Annotated in this window: 22 protein-coding genes and 1 other annotated feature; of the genes, 1 reads left to right on the top strand and 21 read right to left on the bottom strand. The window is 37.7% G+C overall.

Translation table 11 applies throughout. The features are described 5' to 3' along the window. Positions 1-3: 3 nt before the first annotated feature. The 20 genes from GJV51_04755 to GJV51_04660 form a co-directional block, all read right to left on the bottom strand. Positions 4-1,392 carry an MFS transporter gene (locus tag GJV51_04755; GenBank protein QGM25309.1) on the bottom strand — a complete coding sequence of 463 codons (1,389 nt, stop codon included), beginning with the start codon at positions 1,390-1,392 and terminating at the stop codon, positions 4-6. After that, positions 1,382-2,563 (bottom strand): bifunctional folylpolyglutamate synthase/dihydrofolate synthase, encoded by a 1,182-nt coding sequence (locus tag GJV51_04750; protein ID QGM25308.1) that lies wholly within the window; start codon positions 2,561-2,563, stop codon positions 1,382-1,384. The genes GJV51_04755 and GJV51_04750 overlap by 11 nt, the downstream gene beginning before the upstream one ends. Positions 2,564-2,709: 146 nt before the next feature. Further along, complete coding sequence (locus GJV51_04745) at positions 2,710-4,287, bottom strand: DEAD/DEAH box helicase (protein ID QGM25307.1); 1,578 nt, start codon at positions 4,285-4,287, stop codon at positions 2,710-2,712. A gap of 35 nt (positions 4,288-4,322) precedes the next feature. Beyond that, the gene (locus GJV51_04740; GenBank protein QGM25306.1) at positions 4,323-5,465 is read right to left on the bottom strand and encodes a serine hydrolase; all 1,143 of its coding nucleotides are present in this window, start codon (positions 5,463-5,465) and stop codon (positions 4,323-4,325) included. A gap of 23 nt (positions 5,466-5,488) precedes the next feature. Further along, entirely contained in the window at positions 5,489-6,817 is a 1,329-nt protein-coding gene (gene murF / locus GJV51_04735; GenBank protein QGM25305.1) for a UDP-N-acetylmuramoyl-tripeptide--D-alanyl-D-alanine ligase, read from the bottom strand. A gap of 1 nt (position 6,818) precedes the next feature. Further along, on the bottom strand, positions 6,819-8,210 hold the full coding sequence (rlmD, locus tag GJV51_04730; protein QGM25304.1) for a 23S rRNA (uracil(1939)-C(5))-methyltransferase RlmD: 1,392 nt from the start codon (positions 8,208-8,210) through the stop codon (positions 6,819-6,821). Positions 8,211-8,249: 39 nt separating this feature from the next. Continuing rightward, a complete protein-coding gene (locus tag GJV51_04725; GenBank protein ID QGM25303.1) occupies positions 8,250-8,516 on the bottom strand; it encodes a type B 50S ribosomal protein L31 in 267 nt (88 codons plus the stop codon). Positions 8,517-8,608: 92 nt separating this feature from the next. After that, positions 8,609-9,895 (bottom strand): UDP-N-acetylglucosamine 1-carboxyvinyltransferase, encoded by a 1,287-nt coding sequence (locus GJV51_04720; protein QGM25302.1) that lies wholly within the window; start codon positions 9,893-9,895, stop codon positions 8,609-8,611. Positions 9,896-9,975: 80 nt separating this feature from the next. Continuing rightward, entirely contained in the window at positions 9,976-12,432 is a 2,457-nt protein-coding gene (locus GJV51_04715; protein QGM25301.1) for a phenylalanine--tRNA ligase subunit beta, read from the bottom strand. A 2-nt stretch (positions 12,433-12,434) separates the two neighbouring features. Further along, positions 12,435-13,484 (bottom strand): phenylalanine--tRNA ligase subunit alpha, encoded by a 1,050-nt coding sequence (pheS, locus tag GJV51_04710; GenBank protein QGM25300.1) that lies wholly within the window; start codon positions 13,482-13,484, stop codon positions 12,435-12,437. A 96-nt stretch (positions 13,485-13,580) separates the two neighbouring features. Next, positions 13,581-13,774 (bottom strand) — a binding site (T-box leader). A gap of 10 nt (positions 13,775-13,784) precedes the next feature. Further along, the gene (locus tag GJV51_04705) at positions 13,785-14,153 is read right to left on the bottom strand and encodes a transcriptional regulator (protein ID QGM25299.1); all 369 of its coding nucleotides are present in this window, start codon (positions 14,151-14,153) and stop codon (positions 13,785-13,787) included. An 18-nt stretch (positions 14,154-14,171) separates the two neighbouring features. Beyond that, complete coding sequence (locus GJV51_04700) at positions 14,172-15,101, bottom strand: hydroxyacid dehydrogenase (protein ID QGM25298.1); 930 nt, start codon at positions 15,099-15,101, stop codon at positions 14,172-14,174. Next, complete coding sequence (locus GJV51_04695; GenBank protein QGM25297.1) at positions 15,101-15,541, bottom strand: nucleoside 2-deoxyribosyltransferase; 441 nt, start codon at positions 15,539-15,541, stop codon at positions 15,101-15,103. The genes GJV51_04700 and GJV51_04695 overlap by 1 nt, the downstream gene beginning before the upstream one ends. 16 nt (positions 15,542-15,557) lie before the next feature. Continuing rightward, on the bottom strand, positions 15,558-15,947 hold the full coding sequence (locus GJV51_04690) for a cytidine deaminase (GenBank protein ID QGM25296.1): 390 nt from the start codon (positions 15,945-15,947) through the stop codon (positions 15,558-15,560). A gap of 105 nt (positions 15,948-16,052) precedes the next feature. Beyond that, a complete protein-coding gene (gene pepF, locus GJV51_04685) occupies positions 16,053-17,846 on the bottom strand; it encodes an oligoendopeptidase F (protein ID QGM25295.1) in 1,794 nt (597 codons plus the stop codon). 57 nt (positions 17,847-17,903) lie between these two features. Beyond that, positions 17,904-18,926 (bottom strand): competence protein, encoded by a 1,023-nt coding sequence (locus GJV51_04680; GenBank protein ID QGM25294.1) that lies wholly within the window; start codon positions 18,924-18,926, stop codon positions 17,904-17,906. 42 nt (positions 18,927-18,968) lie between these two features. Next, positions 18,969-20,414, bottom strand: a complete 1,446-nt coding sequence (locus GJV51_04675; protein ID QGM25293.1) for an ABC transporter permease subunit — start codon at positions 20,412-20,414, stop codon at positions 18,969-18,971. Between the two features lie 66 nt (positions 20,415-20,480). Beyond that, positions 20,481-21,233: an ATP-binding cassette domain-containing protein gene (locus tag GJV51_04670; protein ID QGM25292.1), complete on the bottom strand. Its 753-nt coding sequence runs from the start codon at positions 21,231-21,233 to the stop codon at positions 20,481-20,483. Further along, positions 21,230-22,672, bottom strand: a complete 1,443-nt coding sequence (locus GJV51_04665; protein ID QGM25291.1) for an ABC transporter permease subunit — start codon at positions 22,670-22,672, stop codon at positions 21,230-21,232. The genes GJV51_04670 and GJV51_04665 overlap by 4 nt, the downstream gene beginning before the upstream one ends. 244 nt (positions 22,673-22,916) lie before the next feature. Then, positions 22,917-23,972 carry a BMP family ABC transporter substrate-binding protein gene (locus GJV51_04660; protein ID QGM25290.1) on the bottom strand — a complete coding sequence of 352 codons (1,056 nt, stop codon included), beginning with the start codon at positions 23,970-23,972 and terminating at the stop codon, positions 22,917-22,919. Positions 23,973-24,145: 173 nt separating this feature from the next. Between GJV51_04660 and GJV51_04655 the strand changes: the two genes are divergently transcribed. Then, positions 24,146-25,126, top strand: coding sequence for a beta-1,6-galactofuranosyltransferase (locus GJV51_04655; GenBank protein QGM25289.1), 981 nt, complete (start codon positions 24,146-24,148; stop codon positions 25,124-25,126). A 66-nt stretch (positions 25,127-25,192) separates the two neighbouring features. Here GJV51_04655 and GJV51_04650 read toward each other — a convergent pair whose 3' ends face one another. Next, complete coding sequence (locus GJV51_04650; GenBank protein ID QGM25288.1) at positions 25,193-25,639, bottom strand: chemotaxis protein; 447 nt, start codon at positions 25,637-25,639, stop codon at positions 25,193-25,195. Positions 25,640-25,641: the final 2 nt, after the last annotated feature.

The following is a 25,641-nucleotide window of genomic DNA, read 5'->3' as shown; positions in this document are numbered from 1 at the left end:
TCGCTATTTTCTCGTAGACCCCAAAGTACTTAATGAAAGAATAGCAGCTAGAAGAATCAGTACGATGTCTACTCTAAATGTCCATAACGCACCACTGCTTGTTGATGAAGCCAACTCATTGACGTTAATTGCGTGATTTTGAAATGTAGCAATAATGCCAGCAGCAAGTGCAATACCCACTGCAGCAGAATAATTCGTTGTTGCAGAAAAAATAGAATTTCCTGAACTTTGAAATTCAACTGGCACACTACTTACCGAATAGGTCATGTTATTACCAAACCAGAAACCAGCCCCTATCTGAATAACCATGAAGCCACCTGTTAAACTGATGAGATTGATTGGGATAAAGGCAATTAATAATGTCCCGACAAACATCAATGTTACACCAATTGTAATTGGTAACCGTGCACCATATCGATCATATAGACGGCCAGAAATTATGGCCATCATAGCATAACTTAAAGCCCCTGGAAGTAAGGCAAGACCAGCAACTTGTGGATTTTTAAGCAAAACTATTTGTAAAACCATCGGTATTGCATAGTTAAATGTTAGATTGACTATTTGAGCTATAAATGCTGCCGCTATACCAAAACGAAAAACCTTAAATTTAAATATTTCTGGACTTAACAATGGATTATCAACTTTTTTGGCATAAAGAATATAACCAATAATACCGACAAGCATTGCCACAGTCATCAACAAACTTAAGGGATTTACTAATCCATGTGTGCTGATTCTCTCAATAACAAAAATGCCAGAGACAAAAAAAAGACTTAATAACAGCCAGCCAACAATATCTAATTTTTCTTTTTTAATTGTTGAGACTTGCCTAATTGTTACCCACCCAAGTATGAGAGAAACAATTTGAACGGGCAGCACAACCCAAAATACCATGTGCCAACCGTAATTTTGAGTTAGATAACCACCAAACGCTGGACCAATTGCTGGGGCAAAAGAAATAATTAATGCACCAAGCCCGACCATCGTGCCACGTTTTTTCTCAGGAACCTGTTCGAAAATAACGTTATACATTAATGGTAAGCCGACCCCACCACCAATGCCTTGTAATAATCGGCCGAACAATGTAATCATAAAAGTATGACTTACAGCATCAATCAACACACCTATAATCGATATAACTGTGGCAACTAGAAATTGACTTCGATTAGTGAAATTTTTCTTCAACCATGGAGACAAAATAACTACCATGCTTGTCAATAAGATGACACCTGAGGTCAACCATTGTACTGTGCTAGAAGTTACCTTATATTCTGTCATCAACATTGGAAAGCTGACATTCAAGGCAGTTTCCAACATAATATCAGTAAATCCCAGTAATCCAATCGCTAAGACACTTAGCACTAAACGTGGTGATAACTTATCATCTACCATATTGCTCTCTTACCTCACTTATAAAATATAATGATCCAGTTAATACTGTTAAATCCGCGGTTGACTGTTCAACTGCCTCCTGCCAATGTGGCATCGCAGATACTTGATACTGTTTTAATGTCTGATCAATGGATAAACTAGGGCGACCATTAGGTCCAGTAAAGGGCACAAGCACAATATTAAATCTGCCATTTTCCAATATTTCGTTGAATTCAATAGTAACATTTTTATCCATCAAACTACCAATAATCAAAGTGATTTTTTTCCTTGGATATGCTGCTACCAACGACTTGTATAAAGCACGAAGTCCTTGAGCATTATGCGCACCATCTACCATAATATTTGGTGCAATTAATTCAAACCGGCCTGAAAAGTGACTCTCTTCTAGCCCTTTTACAATGATATCATTAGAAATATTTTGATCAAAAGCACGTACTGCTGCAACAGCAGTAGCTGTATTTTCTATCTGATATTCTCCTGGCAATCCGGATTGAAATTCATGCTGCAAACCTGTTATCACATGTGAGCATTTTTTTTCAATGATTGAACGTGCTTCAGCTGGTAAATCACCGGTAACAACAGCAACACCATCGTGAATAATACCAGCCTTCTGTGATGCAATTTCAGTAATTGTATTGCCCAACATTTTCTGATGATCCAATCCTACACTGGTGATAACCGCTACTTTTGTGTTTGGCATCATGTTAGTAGAGTCAAGTAAGCCACCGATACCTACCTCTATCACTAATGCATCCAATTTTTTTGAAGCAAAATAAGTAAACATAATTGCTGTCAAAACTTCAAATTCAACAGGAATATCCGGATATAATTCTGCATCAACATTTACTAGTACTTGCGCCACTTTGTTAGTAGTATACAATAAATCATCTTTCGAAATCATTTCATTATTAATTTGAATTCTTTCTCGAAAGTTAGTAATAAAAGGTGAAACAAACAAACCAGTATCATAACCGGCCACACGTAGCATGTTACTAGCCATTGTTGATACTGAGCCTTTCCCATTCGTACCAGTAACATGTATGGCACATGGTAAATCTTTTTGTGGATTCCCCAAGGCTGCTAACAGTCTGGTCATACGGTATAGTGATTCTTTTTGACCACCTTTTGGCCGATTATGGATATAAGATATAGCGTCTTCAACTGTTTTCATTTACTTTCTCCAACTAAAAACCGTCCAAAATGTTTGGACGGTTTCATCGTGTTACAAAATGTGCGGATAACAACTTAATAATAGCTGAAGACCACCTGTTTATAAGACATTATACAACAATACGCCTCAAACAACATTTTAATTTATTAATCTTTTTCACGTACAGTAAATTCACGACGTGATCCGCCACCACTATTGCGACGACTTTCAGTTGAGCGGCCGTCACGACGCTTGTAATCTCCAAAACGACGTTCGCTAGAAGTAGCACCATTGCCTCGACGGCGATCATTATTGCGGTTGTCACCATTACCACGGCGTTCACGATTACCACGGTAACCGCCACCATTACGACGTCCACCGCCATTACGTGAACCACCGCGACCACCATTACCACCCTTACGACGTGGTAATGGACGTTCACGAGTAATTTCAACTGGTGTATTTTGCTTTTCTAAATCAGCAACGCTAGATAATACAGCAGCAGCCAATTGTTCAGCTGTATACTTTGCTGTCAACGCATCTACCTGAGATTGAATTTCTGAAACCTCAGTTGTATCAATTAACTTAGCAACTTCGCCAGCAGCATTGTTAATCTTTCCAATACGGGCATCCTTTAAAGATGCTGGTTCAAGCGGCGTCATGCGCTTTTTAGTCAAATCTTCAACAGCACGTAAGTAATCCATTTCGTTTGGTGCAACGAAAGTCACAGACACACCCTTGGCGCCAGCACGACCAGTACGTCCAATACGGTGAACATAAGATTCTGGATCTTGTGGAATATCAAAGTTATAAACGTGAGATACGTCTTTAACATCCAAACCACGCGCAGCAACGTCCGTTGCTACTAAAATATTAATTTCATGTGACTTAAATTGAGCCAACACACGTGAGCGCATTTGTTGTGTTAAATCACCATGCAAGCCAGCCGCGTGATAACCACGTGCTTCCAATCCTCTTGACAATTCTTCAACGCGTCGCTTTGTACGACCGAAAACGATTGCCAATTTTGGTGCCTGTACATCAAAGATACGTGTCATGGTATCAAACTTTTCGTTTTCTCGCATACGAACAAAGTATTGATCAACTAAATCAGTTGTTAATTCTTTTGCTTCAATTTGAATATGTTCAGGGTTCGTCATAAACTTGACACCAATACGCTTAATTGCTGGTGGCATTGTTGCTGAGAACAATAGTGTTTGACGTTCTGCTGGTGTCTTGGCAATAATTGCTTCAATATCATCTAAGAAGCCCATATTCAGCATTTCATCGGCTTCATCCAATACTAATGTACGAACACTATCAATTTTTACAGTCTTACGGTTAATGTGATCAAGTAAACGACCAGGTGTACCAACTAGAATTTGTGGATGTGACTTCAAATTTTGGATTTGACGGCGAATGTCAGCACCACCAAAGACAACCTGTACATCAACACGCTTGTCGCGTCCCAATTTTTTTAATTCTTCAGCTGTTTGAATTGCTAATTCACGTGTTGGTGATACAATCAATGCTTGAATGTTTTTATTATTTAAATCAATGTGCTCCAAGATTGGTAAACCAAATGCTGCTGTTTTACCAGTTCCTGTTTGTGCTTGTCCAATGACATCACGACCTGCTAATGTTAATGGAATTGTCTTTTCTTGGATTGGTGTAGCTTCAACATATCCGTGCGTTGCAATAGCATCCAAAATGTCTTGTGACAAACCTAATTCACTAAATTTCAAAATTTTTTCTCCTTGTGCTTCGTGCACGTTTGCCATTACTTTGTTGGAATGGCAGTCATTTTTGTAAATAATTCTCTGGCTAATGGTTGAAAACTATGGTTCTTATAATATTGGTTACTAAGTAATATTACCGCATCCTGTCCAGTATTGCTTATAACAACCGTGGGTTCGAATCCTGGCAAAATACCATGAGCATTAAAATACTTTCCCTCGTGATACATTCCCGCGGCATATGTTTCACCAACTCGTGTTTGCCATAGTTGACTGGGATGCTTAATAATTACCTTATCAATCATTAATCGATAGAAACGATACAATGCACCAGTTGTCATAGCAATATTTCCAGTACCAGTTTCCCGATTATATATCACTTGATTTTCACCATAAGCTTTGTCGTAACTATTATCATAACCAATAGAACGATGTTTAGATTTGATGAAATCTTGGTAGCTTCTCGCATCTAGATGATAAGTATTATTAAATACTTGGTTCAACAATACAGCAAACGTTTTATTAGTGAGTTTCATCAAAATACCGGCTAACAAACGATAATTAACGGGCTGATAAGACCAACCAATTCCATTACCTGGTTCACCAATTTTAACAGCATGAATAGCGGAAAACTCAATGTTATCCTCTTCGGATTCAAATGTCGTTGGTTGTATGCGTTGGCTTAAACCACTGCTCATGGTGATTAAATCTCTAATCGTAATATTATCAGCATTAACCACATTCGGATAATAATCACTCAACTTGCTATCAAATGACAGTTTACCTGATTCTATTTGCTGCATGATTAATACAGCAGTCATTGCTTTTTCAATTGAGGCCAACTGAAAAAGTGTTGAAGCATCATTATGACGATGCTGTTGTTCATCAGCCTCACCATAACCTTTTTGCAAAATAATTTTATTATGGTGCACAATCAGTGCTGTACCTATATAGTTTTCTGACTGAAGTTTTTGATCTAATGTCTCAGCAAATTCATTTTGCGGTGAGATATTGCTTTTCAGTGCTGACAGACTATTAACACTATACTTGTCATCAGTAACTGGATTAATCATATATTGACCTTCATTCAACCGATGCGGCCATAACACTAATCCTGCGGTACAAACTAATACTAAGAACGCAGCCCATTTTCTAATCTTAAGTTGTGGCTTCTGACTGCGTTTCATTTTGTGCCCCTCAACACATAAAACTATTTTACCAATGCGTTAACAACGTTCTCAAGATGAATCCCATGACTTGCTTTTAACAAAATCATGTCCCCATGTTCACCTAACGTCTGTAAATCTTTGATTAATTCGGCTAACTGATCTGTTTCATATTGGTGCAAGTGCGCTGAATCAAAGCGTTGTTGCAAGATTGGATATAAATACTTGTTCATCAATGGTCCAATCAAGTAAACGCCATCAACATTCGCATCTATCACCGTTTCTGCCAGACAAGCGTGCAAGCTTGCAGCTTGTTCGCCTAATTCTAACATATCACCTAACACAACATACTTGTGCGTGGCCGGTATGATTTTTAATGTTGCCAAGACAGCAGCAACAGCTGTTGGATTTGAGTTATAAACATCACTAATCAAGTTCACGCCGTGAGATGTAGTGAGCTGTTCTGTGCGATTTTTTGTCAAATCAAAATGCTGAAGCGCTTCTGCAGCGTTTTTTAATTCAATATGTAATAAGATACCCGCTGAAATCGCTGCGAGCGCATTCATTATATTATACCGACCTAACAGCGGAATAGCAAATCGAGTATTTTGATAAGTAAAAGTTGTCTTTGACATTAATGAATTTATATTTGTAATATCTTGTCCAAAAATTTGCACATTTTGTTTAACTTGTGCCTTTGTTAGAAGAGGTTCATCATAAGGAATCAATAATGTCCCTTCTGGTTTGAGACCTTTAGTAATTTCAAGTTTTGCTTTAGCAATATTTTCACGTGTTTTGAAAAACTCAATATGTGCCTCACCAATCATAGTAATAATGGCAATATCTGGACTTACTAACTCAGATAATGTCGTCAATTGGCCAGGACGATCCATACCTAACTCTACTACTAAAACTTCTGTATCATCTGGCATGGTGAGCAATGTCAAAGGCACACCGATTTCATTGTTAAAGTTTTCGGGCGTTTTAAAGGTTTTGTATTGAGAACCTACTATGGCTGACGTCATATCTTTTGTTGTTGTTTTGCCATTTGAACCTGTAATAGCAATAACTTTAGGATTAATTTGGTGACGACGATATTCTCCCAATTGCTGAAGAGCTAACAATGTGTCTGATACAATAATAGCTGGTATTTTTGAATCAATTTGGTGCTTATCGTCCACTAAAACGGCTGTGGCCCCTTTTGCCATCGCCTGTTCCACATAGTCATGCCCGTCGTTTTCAGCAACAAGAGCAACAAATAAATCTCCAGGTTTGACTTTACGAGAATCAAAAGATACACCAATTACTATTTTGGAATCTATTTGAGTTGTCGCATGTAATATCTGGCCTATCTTTTTTACTGAGTAATTCATTTTAATCCTTTCGGAACACTGTAATACTTTCGACGTGAGAGGTCTGTGGGAATTGATCTACTGGTAAGACCGAACCATCAATATGATAACCATTTTCAATAATTTCAACGGCATCGCGACTCAAAGTTACTGGATTGCAGCTAATATATACTATCTTTTGGGGTGACATGTCGGTTGTGGCTTGAATGAGAGAAGTCGTTAAGCCACGTCTTGGCGGATCCACGAAAACAATATCTGGTTTCAGTCCTTGTTCTTGCCATTTTTTAAATTGCACAGGTGCATCAGCCAAAATATATTCAGCATTAGTAATATTGTTGGCTTGTAAATTAAACTGTGCATCAGCAACTGCACCGGGAACAACCTCAACGCCAAGTACTTTTTTAACCCGACTAGCAACGCTAATGCCAATTGTTCCTATACCTGAATAAGCATCAATAACAGTGTCTGTCGGCTTCAAATCAGCTTTTTGGGCAGCTAAATCATATAGAACTTCGGTGGTTTGCGGATTAACTTGATAAAACGAATTAGGACCAATAATGAACTTATATCCAAGTAAAGTATCATAAATGGCTTTTTCACCCCATAGTGTTCGATTATTTGGACTTAATAAAACATAGTCTTTTTTAGGACTATAATTCAAAATTAAGCTTTTTAATTCTGTCAGTTGACTTCTGATATCATTAATAATTTCTGTTTCGTGCGAAATGACTTCTTCATTTGAAACTAATACAACCATTAATTCATGAGAATAATAGCCACGGCGTATCATTATATAACGAATGGCACCATGTTCTAAATCAGGATCAAATGCCGTGATATCATACTTCTCCAAAATATTTCTAATCACAATAATTGCTTGGTCAATTTTTGCATCATTAACAAAATAGTCATCCATGGGTACTAAATCATGTGTCCCTCTTTTGTAAAACCCACTGGTCAGATGATTATTTTGCCATTTTACAGGGACAATAGTCTTATTACGATAGTATGTTGGATTGTCCATCCCAATTGTTCGATCAACTGACACATCAATATGCTGCTTTTCAAAAAGTCTCTTCACCTGGGCTTGTTTTAGTTCAAGTTGTGCATCATATTTTAGATTCACTAGTGGTGCTGTACCGGCATCAATCAAATATTGTCGATCACTATTTTGTCGTTTATCTGAACTTTCCAGTCGATTAAGAACTTTAGCATAGCCAGAAAATTTGTCTACTTGGGTTACCAGTAAATGAACTTTCTCTCCTGGTAGTGCATCAGCAACATACAGTGGATACTCTGATGTAACATAAAAAATACCCATACCATCGATTCGAATATCATCAATAACAGCTGTCAACTCTTGATTTAATTTTACTGGTAAAATTGTGCGTGCGATAATTTTCACCTCATACATAAAAAGCGTTCACTAAAGTGAACGCTTTTAAAAGAACAATTACTTGTCTTCGTTGTTCTTGAAACCAAATCCAGCAAACTTCTTGTTGAACTTGTCGACTGCACCATCGGCTTGCGTAAACTTTTGCTTACCTGTATAGAATGGGTGTGAGTCAGATGTAATATCCATACGAACTGCTGGATATTCTTTACCTTCAAAATCAGTTGTGTCATTTGATGTTACAGTTGAAGCTGATAAAAACTTCTTTCCTGTTGAAGCATCAATGAAAACAACTTGATGATAATCTGGGTGGATTTCTGCTTGCATTGTTCATTTCTCCTTAGCGCCCTGAGTCTCGTGACCCAGAGTCAGTTATTAACCAAACTAGTATACCAAATATTAATTCGTAACGCAATACACTATGGCATTAAATTAATGAGGTCGATGCCTTCGATATTAATATCAGCACCCAAACTTGTTAACTTCTCTTGAATACGATCATATCCACGTAAAATATGATCGGCATCGTTAATGATTGTCTTACCATCAGCCATAATTGCTGCAATGACTAACGCCGCTCCTGCACGAATTTCCGCTGCCTCGACATCTGTACCGACCAAACGTGGAGACTGATTAATTTTAATTTCGCCTGGTTTAGCTGAAGCAATATCGCCACCCATACGACGTAATTCAGCAATATGCTTTACTCGTTTTGGATAAATAGTATCAGTAATTGTACTTTCACCCTGTGCTATTAACAATAAAGGAGTGATGGGTTGTTGCAAATCAGTAGCAAAACCAGGGTAAGGCATCGTTTTGATGGCAACTGGCTTTAGTGCATCTGATTTGTATACATGAACTGCGTCTTCACCAATATCAAGGTTAACACCCATTTCAATTAGTTTTGATGTATATGATTCTAAATGTTCTGGAATAACATTCTTAATCGTTACACCATCACCGTACGCTGCTGCCATACTCATGTATGTTCCAGCTTCAATACGATCTGGAATAACAGTATGCGTATTACGTGCTTTCAAAGTCGGGACGCCAGCAATACGAATAGTATCTGTCCCCGCACCACGAATGTTGGCACCCATGTTATTCAAAAATGTTGCAATATCAATGATTTCAGGTTCTCGTGCAGCATTCTCAATAACTGTTTGACCTTTTGCTCGAACCGCAGCCAAAACGATATTAATAGTGGCACCAACAGATACGGTATCTAAAGCGATACGCGCACCAATCAGGCCATGGTCTGTTGCATCAATATGAATAATATCATTGCTCTCAGTCACCACGGCTCCTAGTGCTTCGAACCCTTTTATATGTTGATCAATAGGCCGTCTACCTAAATTATCACCACCAGGGAAAGTTACTGTTGCACGACCAAATCGGCCAAGCAATGCACCCATAAAGTAATAAGAAGCGCGTAATGACTTAATAGCGCCACTAGGCAAATCACTTTCTTCAATACGTGTTGGGTCAATATCTAGCACGCCATTTTCAAACTTAGATGTCACATTCATTGCTTGCAAAATCAATTGCAGATTTTTAACATCTAGAATTTGTGGTACCGTATCAAATTTCACCGGTGTATCAGCTAAAATGGCCGCCGGGATTAATGCTACTGTTGAATTTTTAGCGCCACCAATTGTGACTTCTCCACGTATGCGTTTACCGCCGTGTACGATTATTTTTGCCATGAAATTATCCTGTAACTTTGTAGTCTGCAACCCATTATATCGTATTTACAATGACAACTCAAATAACATTAGAAAAATAATTAGCGTATTTCTATATTAAATTTAGATTGCAATTTGCTCATAATACGTTCAAAATCAGAACTTACATCACTTTCTAACAATGTGCCGTCACTATCTTGATAAGTTAACGTGTAGGCAAGTGACTTTTTGCCTTCTGGCAAGTTGTCACCCGTATAAACATCAAACAAAGTCACATCTACCAAGTGTTCTCCTGCTGTATCTGCAATTGTCTCACTAATTTCACTATTTGTTATTATCTGATCAACTAGTAATGCGGCATCACGACTAATCTGTGGAAAACGTGAAATAGGATTAAATTGAATAGCATCTGTTACATGATTAAATACAGTAAATAAATTAAGCTCAAACCCAAACACTGCCGCTAGCTTTTGTTTTTTTGTAATTTTTGGATGAATTTGACCAACAAAACCGACATATTGTTCCCCAATATAAACATCAGCCGTTTGACCAGGGTGCATACTTTCATGGCGTTTTGTCGCAACATAACGGACGTTATCGACACCAATTTGATCCAAAAAACTTTCTACAATTCCCTTGATATCATAAAAATCAACAGATTTTTTTTGCTTAGATTCTTGCCATGATGACTTTTGTAAATTACCAGTCAGTATTCCCGCTACATGTTCAATTTCTTTTGGTTGCTCATTCGGTTCATTAGCAATAAACACTCGACCCTGCTCATATAACGCAACATTAGGTACAAAATGGCTCACGTTATAACTGACATCATCTAATAAACCTGCCAACAAATTCTGACGAGCCGTTGTACGGTCCAAGCTCATCGGATAGTTTAATGTTACAACACCATCTGCCTTATCCTCAGCAAATAACTGGGCTTTTTCACTCGTTGTTAGCACGTATGAAATTGCTTGATTTAATCCCAAACTTTCCATAATATGTCTACTAGCACGAATTTGACGTTGTTCTTTAGACAATTTTCCCGCCGTTGTAGGTCCGTACGGTAATGTAACTGGTAAGTTGTCATAACCGTACAAGCGTGCGACTTCTTCGATTAAATCAGCCTCAATAGAAATATCAGCGCGACGTGCTGGCACATCAACAACTATTTTTTCATCATTTTTTTCATAAACAAAGTTCAGCTTATCAAAAATATTGGTAATTTCATCCATTTCTAATGAAGTACCTAAAATTTTATTTACTCGTTGCGTTGATAATGATAATTGGATATCTTTACGAACATCATCAGCAGCAATAATTTGTCCACGTGCTACTTGACCATCTGCTAATTCATCCACTAAACTAGCTGCATGATCCAAAGCGTCAAGTGTTGCGTCCCAATTTAACCCACGTTCAAATCGCGATGAAGCCTCAGAATGCAAATTATGCCGTCTTGCAGTTGCTCGAACCAAACTTGGATTAAATATAGCACTTTCAATCACGATATTTTTCGTGCTATTATCAATTTCAGAGTCCATACCACCCATGACACCAGCTAACATTAACCCTTTTGATTCATCAGCAATGACTATGTCTTCACCAGATCGCAATGATCGTTCTTCACCATCTAAGGTTACTAATTTTTCACCATCTTGCGCACGGCGTACGTAAATATCTGAACCATTTAATTTGTCTAAATCAAATGCATGTAGTGGTTGACCATAAGTTAGCATCATATAATTCGTGATGTCAACGATGTTGTTAATTGGTCGCATACCAGCATTCCATAAGCGTTTTTGTAACCATAAGGGAGAATCCTTTATGGTTACATTATTCACAACACGCAACGCATATTTTGAAACCAATTCCTGATCATCAATGTGGACAGCAACTTGACTGTCTGCTTTTTGTTCGTATTCAACCAGCTCAAATGATGGTAGCGTAATTGGCTTATTTAGCATCGCTCCAAATTCATAAGCTGTACCGATCATTGATAGCATGTCTGCTCGATTAGGTGTTAAATCAGTATCTAGTACCGGCTCATTCATGCCCAAAGCAACAAGCGCATCATCTCCAGGTTTGACATCATCACTTTCATTAAAAACATAAATCCCTGCTTCAAACGCTTTGGGGGCAATTTTTTCACTAAAGCCTATCTCCTGTAGTGCAACCAACATGCCGTAAGAGGATTCTCCGCGTAGCTTAACTGCACTTAACTCAATTAGCTCACCATTTTCACGATTAATAATATGTGCACCGACTTTAGCTAAAATAACCATTTGCCCCTCAGCTACGTTAGGCGCGCCTGTGACAATTTGTATTGGTTCTGATTCACCAGTATCCACCTGTGTAATGACCATATGATCAGAATCTGGATGTGGCATGACTGATAATATTTTAGCTACTACAAGACCATTTTGCCCTGAAGCAATCGTTGTGTTACTATCGATTTCTACACTTGTACGCTCTACCTTTTCCGCTAAATCACTCACTGATTTAGGGTGCAAATCAATTGCATTATTCAGATATTCATTTAACCATGTTAAGCTTGTTTTCATAATCAGTTCCCCTTTCGATTGAATTGTGATAAGAAACGCACATCATTCAAGTAAAATTGGCGTATATCATCTACACCATATTTCAACATAGCAAACCGATCCGGCCCTAAGCCAAAAGCGAAAGCTGAATACTTTTCAGGATCAATGCCATCCATTTTTAATACATTTGGGTGTGTCATTCCAGCTCCAAGAACTTCAATCCACTCAATGTCTTCTGGATTCATATCCGGTGTCACTTCATTCCAAGAAACATCTACTTCCACAGACGGTTCAGTGAACGGAAAATAAGAAGGTCGCATGCGAATTTGATGTTTTTCACCAAATAATTCTTGCATAATCGAAAGCAATGTTCCTTTTAAATCAGCCATTGTGATATTTTCGCCAACTACCATGCCCTCAACTTGATGGAACTGATGCGAGTGAGTAGCATCATCGGTATCACGACGATAGACTTTTCCAGGGGCAATCATTTTCAGTGGTCCCTTTGAAAAATCATGTTTTTCAAGCGATCGAGATTGAACTGGAGAGGTTTGCGTACGCAATAAAATTTCTGGCGTGATGTAAAATGTATCTTGCATATCACGAGCAGGATGATCCTTAGGCAAATTTTCACGTTCAAAGTTATATTCATCAGTTTCAACTTCTGGTGAATCAACTGTATCATCGATTATTTCAAAACCAAGGCCCAAGAAATGTTGTTCAATTTCATCAATAATTTGTTGTAAAACGTGTGGTTGTCCCACCGGATGCGCGCTACCTGGTAGAGTAACATCAATTTTTTCTGCTAATAATTGTTGATTTAAAGCATATTCTTCTTGAGCTTGTTTTTTTTGTTGTAATAATTCTGTGATCGTTTGACGAACATCATTACCAACTTCACCAACCATTTTACGATTTTCTGCGGCGACATCCTTCATCCCCTTCAGCAAACCTGTTAACTCACCTTTTTTTCCTAATAATTTTACACGTAATTGCTCAATATCAGCATTTTTATCATTAATCCGTTCCACTGCTGAATCTTTTAAAGCCGTAAGATCTTCAATTAAGCCCATATTTTTTCCTTTCACTATTGTGACTAGTTTTTATCTTTACCAGCCACCTATACTTTACAAATTAAAAGTCCCATGTAATTCTTCCAAAAAAGAACTACATGGGACGTTAAATACCGTGGTACCACCCAAATTCCTGGATAAATCCAGCTTAGGTGTCTATAACGGAGACAACCGTTGGTGATTAAACCAATACTCCTGACTGAATTTCACCGTATCTTAGCCACGGTCTTTCACTAGTCACCGTTCGCTGAGGGCATCAATACAATTACTGGGTCATTCATCGTATGCTTATTTAGTATATCAAAATTTCGTTGCACTGTCAGGTTCTTCCAAGTTAGCAACGTTATTAAATTGGTCTGACCATTCATGAATCGCGGCCATCATAGGTCGCATTGCTTCTCCCGCCTCAGTTAATTTATATTCAATCAAGTTCGAATCTTCGTAAGTTTGACGAATTACTATGTTTGCAGCCTCAAGCTCTTTTAGACGCTCAACTAATACACGATCCGAACAACCTGAAACAGCACGTGATATTTCTAAAAATCTTTTGGCCCCACTAATAAGCAATGTTTCAATAATTAGTCCGTTCCATTTACGGCCCAAAAGTTCGAAAGTACACGTAAAGTTCTTGCACAAAGTATTTTCAGTATTTTTTGTTTTTTTAACCATCATAACCCCCTTTTTTAGTTAATTCACTTGAAATACAGCTTGTTCACCTTCCAAAACACGAACAATATCTTCTGCCGCCTTCAACGCGACATTGTCCATGGCCTCCTTGGAAATCATAGCGACATGCGGTGTAACAAATGCGTTAGGCAAATGTAGCAATGGATTTTCTGCTGTAATGGGTTCTTTTTCAACAACATCTACTCCAGCACCAGCAATTTCCTCATTAGTTAATGCCTCAACCAATGCAACCTCATCAACAAGTGCCCCACGTCCGATATTAACTAACACTGCACTCTTTTTCATTTTTTTAAAAACATCCGCATTAATCATATGCTTTGTTTCATGAGTTGCTGGCAACGCTGTCACCACAAAGTCGGCTTGCTCATATATTTCATCTAGCGTTGCCATACGACCGTTAGTTACCTCATGTTGGTGTCGTGCATAAGCCAGTACTTTTACATTAAATCCTGTCAACATACGATTAATTTCTTGGCCGATATGCCCATAGCCAATAATGCCAACCGTTTTTCCCGTTAACTCTTGACCGTTATGTGCTGCTAAATAAGGCTGGTTCCTATTATCAGTGATAGCTTGACGCCGTTGGTAAAATAATCGTCCAGCCATCAACATATGCATCACAGCTGTTTCGGCGACCGCAGTTGCATTAGCTCCAGGGGTATTTGTCACAACAATATTATGGACATTAGCTGCATCTAAATCAACATTATCATATCCAACACCATGACGCGCAACAACTTTGAGATTGGGCATTTTAGACATCAAACTTTCACCAAAAGGATGCATCATAATTAGCATACCATCAACATCTGAATGTGCCAGAAAATCATCATCTGAGGCCTGATCACTTTTAATTACTTGGTATCCTTTGAATTCAAGGTAGTCAACAGCTTTTGGAGATGTCATACTAGCCACTAATACTTTTTTCATTAGAATAGTTCTCCCGTAAATGGTAACTTTGGTGTTTTGTCAAAATCATAGGTTGCAACATCATCAAAATTAGTTATGTAGGCAGTCAGAGATTCTGATAGCATCAAATTCACTGGGAACTTCAATTCATTAAATACAATAATAGGTTTTTTTTGTACCCACGCCATACCCTGCTCAAATGCTGTTCCTGAATCGGCATCATCATCACGATAATCAATAACTGACAAAATAACTTCCGCATCTGTAACATTTTTAGTATCACGTTTAAAAATTTCTGCTGCCCACGGAGCGGTAAATTCAGGATTTTCAGTCTTTTGATGTTTGCGGGGTGAGTAATAATCAGTAACAGTTGGGTTCGAATCCAGAGCAGCTTCAATACGTTTCATACGATCGATTTGTTCATCTGAAAAAAAAGGGCCTGCAAGATAAATTTGTGACATTATTATTCTTCTTTCTTTATTTTAATGAATTAAAGGATCCTGGCATTAATTCTGCAACACTTGTTTCAATTTCTTTACCTTGATCGTTAATTAACCAAATCGGCATTTTGGGGTCAAAAAACTCCACCATCACCTGTCGACAAGCGCCACACGGCGCTATAGGCTCATCTGTACGTCCTGAAATAACTAACCCCTGAAAATGGCGTTGCCCTGCTGCTATAGCTGTAAAAATTGCAGTTCTCTCGGCACAATTGGTTAAACCAAATGATACATTTTCAATATTTACGCCTTTGAAAATTTCACCGTTTTCGCTGAGTAACGCAGCACCGACAGGAAAATGAGAGTAAGGTGTATATGTATCATTCAGTGCTTGATTCGCAACTTCAACAAGTTTTCGTGGGGCCATGATCATTTCTCCTAATATCATTTTAGCAAAAAATCAGCCACAAGGACTGATTAGTTTTTTTGCATACATGTTTAGTAATTACTATTTAATTTATAAACAAATATTTTACTTTAACATGATGTTTTCAAACTCATTTAATCGCTCTTCAAACACTTTGAAAGCTTCATTTAAATAGTCTGGTTGACTCATATTAACACCAGCTTTTTTTATCACATTTAAAGCATAATCCGAATTACCTGCTTTCAGATAATTTTTATAATCCTCAGCACCATTTTGTGTTAATATGCGTTCTGCCAAAGTTGTGGCAGCAGCTTCGCCAGTCGAATATTGATAAACATAAAAATTGTAATAAAAATGTGGAATGCGTGCCCATTCATAAGCAATAGCTTCATCTGGGAATAAGTCTGATCCATAAAACTTTTGGTTCAACGAACCATAGAATTTACTCATTTCATCGGCCGTCAAAGCAACTCCAGCCGCACTTTGTTCGTGAATCCATTGCTCAAACTCAGCAAATTGAGTTTGTCGGAAAACTGTCCCTTTGAATCCATCGAGATACTGGTTCAATACATAAGCCTGAAACTTAGGATCATCATTTGTTTTTAGCAAGTAATCCGTTAACAATCCCTCATTAGTAGTTGAAGCAATTTCAGCTAAGAATATTGGATAATCACCATAATGGTACTCTTGATTATGACGTGTAAAGTATGAGTGAACCGAATGACCCATTTCATGAGCCAACGTATAAACATTATTCAAATTGTTCTGCCAATTGAGCAAAATAAATGGTTTTGTATCATAAGAACCGCTCGAATAAGCGCCAGTACGCTTCCCTTTATTTTCAACCACATCAATCCATCGTTCATCAAAAGCCTTTTGAACAATCGCGATGTAATCCTCTCCTAGCGGTGCCAAAGCCGCCAAAACAATATCTTTTGCCTTTTCGTATGTTACTTCAAAATTAATTTCATCAACAAGTGGCACATATAAATCGTAAGAATGGACATCGTCAACATTAAGAATTTTTTTGCGTAATGATACAAAACGGTGTAATAATGGTAAATTGGCATCAACCGTCTTAGTTAATGTTTCGAAAACCGACTCCGGGATATCATTAGCTGTTATAGCCGCTTGCCGAGCTGAATCATAGTGACGAGTTTTAGCCAAAAAGTTATGTCCCTTGACATGTGAAGATAAAGTTGAAGCAAATGTGTTTTGCAACGCAATATAACTGTCATAAAGCGTTGTAAATGCTTCCTCGCGCAATGAACGATTTTTAGACTCCAACAACAATGAATAGAGTCCATTTGTCAATGGCACGATCTCGCCTGTTTCAGTATGCACATCACCAAAAACAATGTCTGAATTATCCAATGCACCAAATGTCTGTTCAGAAGCACTAAAAATATCACTTGCTCCTGCTAGTAAAGCTTCTTGTTCTGCAGGTAGCGTATGGGGTTTGCGCGCCTTTAAAATATCAAAGAAGTGTGCATATTTTCTCAAACCATCTGTTGCTAAGTATGCATCTAGTTTCTCGTCTGACAATGCTAACACCTCAGGCTGGAAGAAAGCTGTATTCGCACTTAATTCAGCATATAAACCTTGAACACGAGCATTATACGCACTATACTTTTGATTCGTTGTATCTTGATCAAAAATTTGATGTGCATATACGTAAACTTTTTCGAATTGACGTTCTACTGCTAAATCTGCTTCTAAGGCTTCTTTCAGAGTTTCAGCAGAATCGCCGACGTGTCCAGCATATTTACTTAATGCTTGTGCAGACTGCCGTGTCTCATCAAAAGCCGCTTCCCAAGCTTCGTCTGTCGAAAAAATTGAAGATAGATCCCATGTTAAATTTTCTGGTACTTGGTTACGTAATAGTTGTTTTTCAGACATAATTATTTAATTTGCGATTAAACGCATACTCCTTATCATTCAGTACTAATCATTTTATCATATTTTCACTATACTTTGTTGACGTGCATTTTTCCAATGTGGTAAACGCCGCACTAATATGTAATTATCTTGCTGCAAGATATAATCATGTACTTCGAGATCGTGGTACAACTCTGCAACTTGTTGTTGCTTAAATGTATCATCACCTAACAAAAAAGGGATTAGTTTAACTGTTAGTTCTGCCTTTTTCACAACATTTTGCTGCCCTATTTTTTCTAAAAATAAGATAGTAATCAAGCGCCAGTACCAATTGGGTACCTTGAGCCCAAAAGTATTTCCACCATGTACCCACACAGGCACATTCATTAGTAATCGATTATTTTTGTATAGATAATCAACCACCTTAGGATCAACTCGTTTCTGTAAAATGATGCCTTGCAGTTTATAGGCTTGTTTAGCAACATTTAATTTCGTTCTTTGTTTTGGTACTTTCGTACTAAATAGTGTTGCACCGATTTTATCAACAAACTGTACACGTGAAAAATCTGGTTTGCTAAAATGCTGACGATGCACAAAATGTTGTTGATCAGGCAAATAAAAGACCAGTGCATTATCAGCCATGAATTTCATAATAGTGGCTTGTGTCATTACTCTATTAAAATATGTTTGACCTAAAACCCAAATAACCTGAATATTTTCAGTTAAGTATCCTTTATTTCTCATATTAATTCTTTTTTGCGATATTGGACTACATTGATACTCGATAGCTATTCTTTTGTTTTTATGTATCAGCAGTATATCTGGTCGCTGTTGAATTTCTGGTAATACCGCTTCAATTTGAACATTGCCATAATACTGTAGTTTAGAAGCGATTTGCAATTTACCAGCTAAATGTTGCACCGATTCATTTTCCGTAAAAGTCACGCATGCCGTACCGGAACAATGGGAAAAATGTTTTTGTTTGACTTCCCCACTCTTTAAAATAACTTTTTCATGGCATCCAGGGCAAAAATAATCGTTGCTTTTATTCGCTTCGTCGGCCCGCACATATTTTTTGTTACTATCACATGCAATAATCATAAAAACCCCTCTAATGCATCATACGAATTAGAGGGGTTTTTATCACTGTATTCTCTTTTCTATCCAATTACTCAACCATGTGAGTAATGTAATAACGATTAAGTATATCACAGCCACGATAGCCCACACTCGGAAACCTTGCGAATTACGTGACACTATCAACGTGCCAGTTTGTGTTAACTCTAAAATACCAATGGCTGACAAGATTGAAGTATCCTTCAACGTAATGATAAATTGGTTAACGAAACTCGGTACCATAATCTTCAATCCTTGTGGCATGATGACCTTACGCATTGCACGTTTATAGGTGAACCCTAGACTTCGTGCTGCTTCCATCTGACCTTTATCAACAGCTTCAAAGCCACCTCGTACAAAGGCACCTGTATAAGCACCCTCATTTAAAATTAACGTAATTAACCCTGCTGTAAACGCTGGTATCTTTGTCCCAATCACTCCTGGTAAACCAATATAAATAAAGAATGCCAACACCATCAATGGCAAGCCTCGGAAAATATAAATCAGTGTTGTTGATAAACCACGAACTGCACTGTTCTGACTAACGCCCATGATGCCTAGAATTATGCCCCAAATGGACGCCAGGATAATACCTAGAACGGTTAACAACAATGTTTGCCACAAACCACGCATGAACGCCCCGTTGTTTGCTTTTAGGATACCTAATACTGAATGATTGTTCTTTTCCGAACCGGTAAACGTTGACTGATTCGCACCGAGATATTTTTTGATAATTTTATCATATGTACCATCTTTTTTAATTGATGTATATCCTCGGTTAAAAGAGGCCAACAATTCTTTATTTTCGCCTTTTTTAACGAAAAAGCCATACGACCCTGCATTACCTAGATTATTGGCATTCATTACTTTAAGCTTTACACCATTTTTAATAGCATATTGGATGACGGGCATATCCTCGAAAGTAGCAGCTGAGTTACCCACAACGACATCACTATACATCGTATCAGTATCATTAAAATATTTGATGTTAAAACCGTATTTTCTTTGCAGTGACTTACCATATTCCGAGGCAGATGTGCCCGTTTTTAAAGCAACTGTTTTACCTTTCAAATCCTTTAAAGACTTGATTGCACTACCTTTTTTTACAATCCAAGCAACACCGGTTTTGTAATATGGTGTTGAATTATCATAAACTTCTTTGCGTTCATCAGTAATACCCATACCAGCAATAATCCCATCCGCTTGACCATTAGCAACTAGTTGCGCCGCTGAGGTAAAGCTCATTGGTTTCAATGTATAGGTGAAATTTTCTCTCTCAGCAATCTCTTTCAAAATATCTTGATCAATACCAATATAATCATTGTTCTTATCTTGAAAGTCAAATGGTGGATACGTGGCATCTGTCGAAATTGTGTAATGTGGTTTATCGGCATGAATATAATCTACCGTCAATGAAAAAGATAGTAATACTGTAATCACCGTAACAGCAAGAATAAAAGCTTTTTTGAACATGTTTTTCCCTCTCAAAAAAAGATGGCAATTTAAGCCATCTTACTTAATTATTGTTTATTTACACTATTATGCATGCATAACTTTGCTCAAGAATTCTTGCAAACGCTCATTTTTTGGTGCGCTGAAAACTTGTTCTGGTACACCAGATTCTTGAATTTTACCTGATTCAAAGAACACTACTCTGTCTGCCACTTGTTTAGCGAATCCCATTTCGTGTGTCACAATGATCATTGTCATACCTGATTCGGCCAAATTCTTCATAACATCCAAAACATCCCCAACCATTTCTGGATCCAAAGCAGATGTCGGTTCATCAAAGAGCATAATATCAGGTTCCATGGCTAGGGCACGTGCAATAGCAACACGTTGCTTTTGTCCACCAGATAACGAGTTTACTGATACATCTGCTTTTTCAGCTAGACCAACTGTTTCCAGTAATTCGCGGGCCTTCTTTTCGGCCTTTTCTTTATCCATCTTGCCAAGTTCAACAGGTGCCAACATGATATTTTCTAAAACAGTATAGTTATTAAATAGGTTGAAGCCTTGGAATACCATACCAATATTTTCACGAACTTTATTGATATCAGTGCCTTTATCAGAAATATCATATCCATCAACAACGATTGTACCGTTGTCAGGCGTTTCTAATTGATTCAACATACGTAAGAATGTTGACTTACCTGAACCAGATGGTCCAATCATTACAACGACTTCATTTTCATTAATATCTAAAGAAATATCACGCAAAACATGGTTAGAACCGTATGATTTATTAACTTTATCGACATGTACTTTAACTTTAGTTTGTGCTTCACTCATGCACGTGTCCTCTTTTCTACCCAATTACTCAACCATGTGAGCAATGTAATAACGATTAAGTATATCACAGCCACGATAGCCCACACTCGGAAACCTTGCGAATTACGTGACACTATCAACGTGCCAGTTTGTGTTAACTCTAAAATACCAATGGCTGACAAGATCGAGGTATCCTTCAACGTAATGATAAATTGGTTAACGAAACTTGGTACCATAATCTTCAATCCCTGTGGCATGATGACCTTACGCATTGCACGTTTATAGGTGAACCCTAGACTTCGTGCTGCTTCCATCTGACCTTTATCAACAGCTTCAAAGCCACCTCGTACAAAGGCACCTGTATAAGCACCCTCATTTAAAATTAACGTAATTAACCCTGCTGTAAACGCTGGTATCTTTGTCCCAATCACTCCTGGTAAACCAATATAAATAAAGAATGCCAACACCATCAATGGCAAGCCTCGGAAAATATAAATCAGTGTTGTTGATAAACCACGAACTGCACTGTTCTGACTAACGCCCATGATGCCTAGAATTATGCCCCAAATGGACGCCAGGATAATACCTAGAACGGTTAACAACAATGTTTGCCACAAACCACGCATGAACGCCCCGTTGTTTGCTTTTAGGATACCTAATACTGAGTTGTTATCCGACTTTTTACCAGTGAAATCTGATGCAGGTGCACCAAGATATTTTTTGATAATTTTGTCATATGTACCGTCTTTTTTAATTGATGCATATCCTTGATTAAAAGAAGCTAAAAGTTGTTTGTTTTGGCCCTTTTTAACGCCAAATCCATACCATCCTGCTTCGTATGGTGAATTTGCATTCATAACTTTCAATTTTGTGCCGTTTTTAATACTGTATTGTAACACTGGCAAATCGCCAAATGTTGCCTGTGCATTGTCATTTACAACATCATTATATAAAGTATCTGAATCATTAAAATAAGTGACTTTGAAACCATATTGTTTTTGAACTGATAATGCATAGTCAGCACCGGCAGTTCCTGTCTTTAAGGCAACGGTTTTTCCTTTTAAATCATTGAGTGATTTAATATTCGATCCCTTTTTCACAGCCCATGCAATCCCTGATTTATAATAAGGTGTGCCAAAGTCAAACACTTCTTTTCGTTCGTCAGTAATTGACATACCAGCAATAATACCATCAGCTTGACCTGATGTAACTGATTGTGTTGCCGCATTGAAGCTCATAGGTTTTAATGTATACGTAAACCCTTCACGTTTGGCAATAGTTTTCAAAATTTCCTGATCAATACCTGTATATTGATTATTGCTATCTTGAAAATCAAACGGTGGGTATGTTGCATCTGTTGTGATAGTGTAGTTTGGCTTCGCTGCGCTGACTGTTGTTACAGAAGTCATTGCAATGAAACTAACTGCAAACGTTGTGAGAATTATCCATATTTTTTTCATAATACATTTAGTATAACAAAAAAACGAATGGTTAGACCAGATATTGTTAGTTTTTAATCTAAAAACATGTAACACCTGATTATAACATGCAGTTATTTTGTTGATAACATAATGTTAAACCATTGTCAGCTGTGTTATTAATCTATATGCCAGAAACTCACTTCTTTATTTTTGAATTCAATATCAAATCAAAAAAATTATCGACTTATCCATCGATAATTTTTTTACTTTAAGTAATGCCTTTTTAAGGATGCACTGGCACAGTAATTTTGCCACTAATAATCTTCTTTTGTGCCGTTTGAACTGCTGACCAAACATCATCTGAAGCTGAATCCTTTGATAAACTTACCCCTTTTTGCTTCAGTCCATATGTAATGGTCTTTCCGCCGGGGAACTTATCGTTTTTCGCCTTATTTGCGATATCTTCAACTGCACTATCAACACGCTTAACTGCAGATACTAAAGTAAAGTTAGAAGTTTTACCGTCTTTGTCTTTATAGTTACCATCAGTTTTTTGGTCACGATCAACGCCGATTACCCAAACCTTTTTATCTGCATTTGCAGCTAACTTTTGGTTTTCAGCTTTAGCTTCGGCAAATACACCATTACCCGCACCACCGGCAGCTTGGAAAATCACATCAGCACCATTTGCAACCATTGAAGCCGCAATCGTCTTTCCTTTGGCTGCATCTGAAAATGAATCTGTGTACTGCGTAAGGACCTTAATACTACTGTCTGTGTCTTTTACACCGGCTTTAAAACCAGCTTCAAAAGTATCAATTGTATCACTATGAATCCCACCAACAAAACCAACAGTCTTTGACTTTGTTTGTTTTGCCGCAGCAACACCTGCCAAATAGGATGACTGTTCTGACTTGAAGAGCAATGAAGCTACGTTTTTGTTATTTACGACTGAATCAATAATAGCAAAATTAGTCTTAGGATTGGCCTTGGAAACACTTGTAAGAGCAGGCGCAGCTACGAATCCCACACCATACACTAATTTGTAACCACCCTTAACGGCAGTTTGGAAATTCGTTTTTATATCCGAAGTATCTGAACTTAAGAAATAGTTATAGCCACCTTTACCTTGTTCGAGGCTGTTAGCCTTTCCGTAAGCTTTCAACCCCTCCCATGCTGATTGGTTAAATGATCGGTCATCAATACCGCCACCATCAGTCACCAAAGCCACAGCGTATCCTGTACTTTTAGTAGAAGACTTTTGGGTTGCGGCATAAATACCACCACCGATAACGACTACTGCTGCTACACCAATACCAATTTTTGCTGAACGTTGCATATTTTTTCTCCAAATATTCTTTATCCTCTTATTATCCGTTTTTTAAGAAGTTATTTTCTTAAAATTTGGTTAAAAGTATGTTTTATATCCGAATATTAAATATTTTGTTATTTTATAGTTCGCTTTTTGATAAAAACAATTTAAAAACGTTCGGATTTTGATATAATCGTACTATGACAAACTTTATAACTCATACAATAGAACCTTGGATGCCACCAGGTGCCTTAAAGGCCAAAGCGGACTACGCAACCATTGCAGCTGCAACTGGTTGGGAAGTTTTACCTTTAGAACGCTATAACGATAGTCGTTTTGACAGCGAAACACGCCAGCAAAAGATTCAAGCATGGCTAAATATGGTGGCGCCCGGTGATCAAGTTATCCACCAATTCCCAACTTATATGAGCGCTGATTTTGAAATTGACTTTATCACAGCCTTGAATCAACATCACGTACAGAGCGCATTATTGATTCATGATATTGAACCCTTACGCTTGCATAAAACAACACCTTGGGAACTGAATGTATTAAATGGTTATGATACTATTATTGTTCACTCACAAGCAATGTATGATGAACTTAAGAAATTAGGTGTTCTCGTACCTGCCATTATTCAACCTTTTTTTGATTACTTAGGCAATGGGACTAAAATAGCTGCCTTTAGTCATAAAATTAACTTTGCGGGCACTTTTCAAAAATCTCCGTGGCTTAAACATTATACTGGTCCTAAAATGGATCTTTTTGGTTCAAAACCAAAACGTTGGGCTGACGTGACCTTTCCGTCCAGCATTAACTATCGTGAAAATTTCGACCCCACCAGTATTTTATCTGCTTTTCATGATGGTTTCGGCTTATTATGGGATAATGATTTCGAGGACAAAACATACCAAACCTACACACGTTTCAATGCACCACACAAAGCTAGCTTATATTTACGAGCCGGATTGCCATTAATCGCTTGGAATCAGAGTGCAATCGGTCATTTAATCCTTCAATACAACATAGGGTTTGTTATTGAATCCTTGTCTGATCTTGAGAAAGTTTCTTCGATATCGGAAAAACAATATGCCCATTGGCAAAAAAATATTATGCCTTTAACCAAAAAGCTAGAGAATGGTTATTTCACAAAGCAAACACTTAAAAAATTCATGTCATAAAAAACGAGTAACTTACTGAATAAGTTACTCGTTTTTCGAACCTTACATTATAACAAGTTACCGTTCTTAACGACCGGCGCCCATCATAATTTTTGAGACATTTGCTTGTATTTTACCAAGATAAAGTTCTTGGTCTTCTTCTGATTTAACATATAATGCATCATCTACCGCCTGATCGGCAACATTTAATGCTTTGCTCATCATATCGGTTGCTTCAGCATAGGCACTATAATTTTTGGCCAATGACTTGTGCAGACCCAACAAACGAACTGGTGCTTGAACAGTATTTAAAATCTGAGCATTTTTTTGATACGCTGCTACAGCGTCTTCAAATTCTGCTTTGATTTCAGCAAATTCTGGTGCAGGAATATCCGCAACGGCATTTGCTTCCTTTGCATCATCTAACTTTGTAAAAAATGGTGCTACACGATCAGCTGTGTCTTGCGTTATTGTTAATACTTCTTGCAATGTTTGTACGTAAACTTGTGCTTGTTTGGGGTTGAATTTTGCCAATG

This window comes from Leuconostoc mesenteroides subsp. mesenteroides (genome assembly GCA_009676745.1).
Lineage (GTDB): Bacteria > Bacillota > Bacilli > Lactobacillales > Lactobacillaceae > Leuconostoc > Leuconostoc koreense.
Note: the sequence above shows the minus strand (reverse complement) of the source record. Positions and strands in the feature narration are given on the sequence as shown.

Excerpts from the sequence above, each read along its gene's own strand:
- GJV51_04680 (QGM25294.1), bottom strand. The coding sequence starts at position 18,926 with ATGATTATTGCATGTGATAGTAACAAAAAATATGTGCGGGCCGACGAA.
- GJV51_04660 (QGM25290.1), bottom strand. The coding sequence starts at position 23,972 with ATGCAACGTTCAGCAAAAATTGGTATTGGTGTAGCAGCAGTAGTCGTT.
- GJV51_04725 (QGM25303.1), bottom strand. The coding sequence starts at position 8,516 with ATGCAAGCAGAAATCCACCCAGATTATCATCAAGTTGTTTTCATTGAT.
- GJV51_04665 (QGM25291.1), bottom strand. The coding sequence starts at position 22,672 with ATGAAAAAAATATGGATAATTCTCACAACGTTTGCAGTTAGTTTCATT.
- GJV51_04675 (QGM25293.1), bottom strand. The coding sequence starts at position 20,414 with ATGTTCAAAAAAGCTTTTATTCTTGCTGTTACGGTGATTACAGTATTA.
- pheS (QGM25300.1), bottom strand. The coding sequence starts at position 13,484 with ATGGGCTTAATTGAAGATCTTACGGCTTTAAAAGATTCAGCAGTGGAA.
- rlmD (QGM25304.1), bottom strand. The coding sequence starts at position 8,210 with ATGTATGAGGTGAAAATTATCGCACGCACAATTTTACCAGTAAAATTA.
- GJV51_04750 (QGM25308.1), bottom strand. The coding sequence starts at position 2,563 with ATGAAAACAGTTGAAGACGCTATATCTTATATCCATAATCGGCCAAAA.
- GJV51_04715 (QGM25301.1), bottom strand. The coding sequence starts at position 12,432 with ATGAAAACAAGCTTAACATGGTTAAATGAATATCTGAATAATGCAATT.
- GJV51_04655 (QGM25289.1), top strand. The coding sequence starts at position 24,146 with ATGACAAACTTTATAACTCATACAATAGAACCTTGGATGCCACCAGGT.
- GJV51_04695 (QGM25297.1), bottom strand. The coding sequence starts at position 15,541 with ATGTCACAAATTTATCTTGCAGGCCCTTTTTTTTCAGATGAACAAATC.
- pepF (QGM25295.1), bottom strand. The coding sequence starts at position 17,846 with ATGTCTGAAAAACAACTATTACGTAACCAAGTACCAGAAAATTTAACA.
- GJV51_04740 (QGM25306.1), bottom strand. The coding sequence starts at position 5,465 with ATGAAACGCAGTCAGAAGCCACAACTTAAGATTAGAAAATGGGCTGCG.
- GJV51_04705 (QGM25299.1), bottom strand. The coding sequence starts at position 14,153 with ATGGTTAAAAAAACAAAAAATACTGAAAATACTTTGTGCAAGAACTTT.
- GJV51_04720 (QGM25302.1), bottom strand. The coding sequence starts at position 9,895 with ATGGCAAAAATAATCGTACACGGCGGTAAACGCATACGTGGAGAAGTC.
- GJV51_04700 (QGM25298.1), bottom strand. The coding sequence starts at position 15,101 with ATGAAAAAAGTATTAGTGGCTAGTATGACATCTCCAAAAGCTGTTGAC.
- murF (QGM25305.1), bottom strand. The coding sequence starts at position 6,817 with ATGAATTACTCAGTAAAAAAGATAGGCCAGATATTACATGCGACAACT.
- GJV51_04690 (QGM25296.1), bottom strand. The coding sequence starts at position 15,947 with ATGGCCCCACGAAAACTTGTTGAAGTTGCGAATCAAGCACTGAATGAT.
- GJV51_04755 (QGM25309.1), bottom strand. The coding sequence starts at position 1,392 with ATGGTAGATGATAAGTTATCACCACGTTTAGTGCTAAGTGTCTTAGCG.
- GJV51_04670 (QGM25292.1), bottom strand. The coding sequence starts at position 21,233 with ATGAGTGAAGCACAAACTAAAGTTAAAGTACATGTCGATAAAGTTAAT.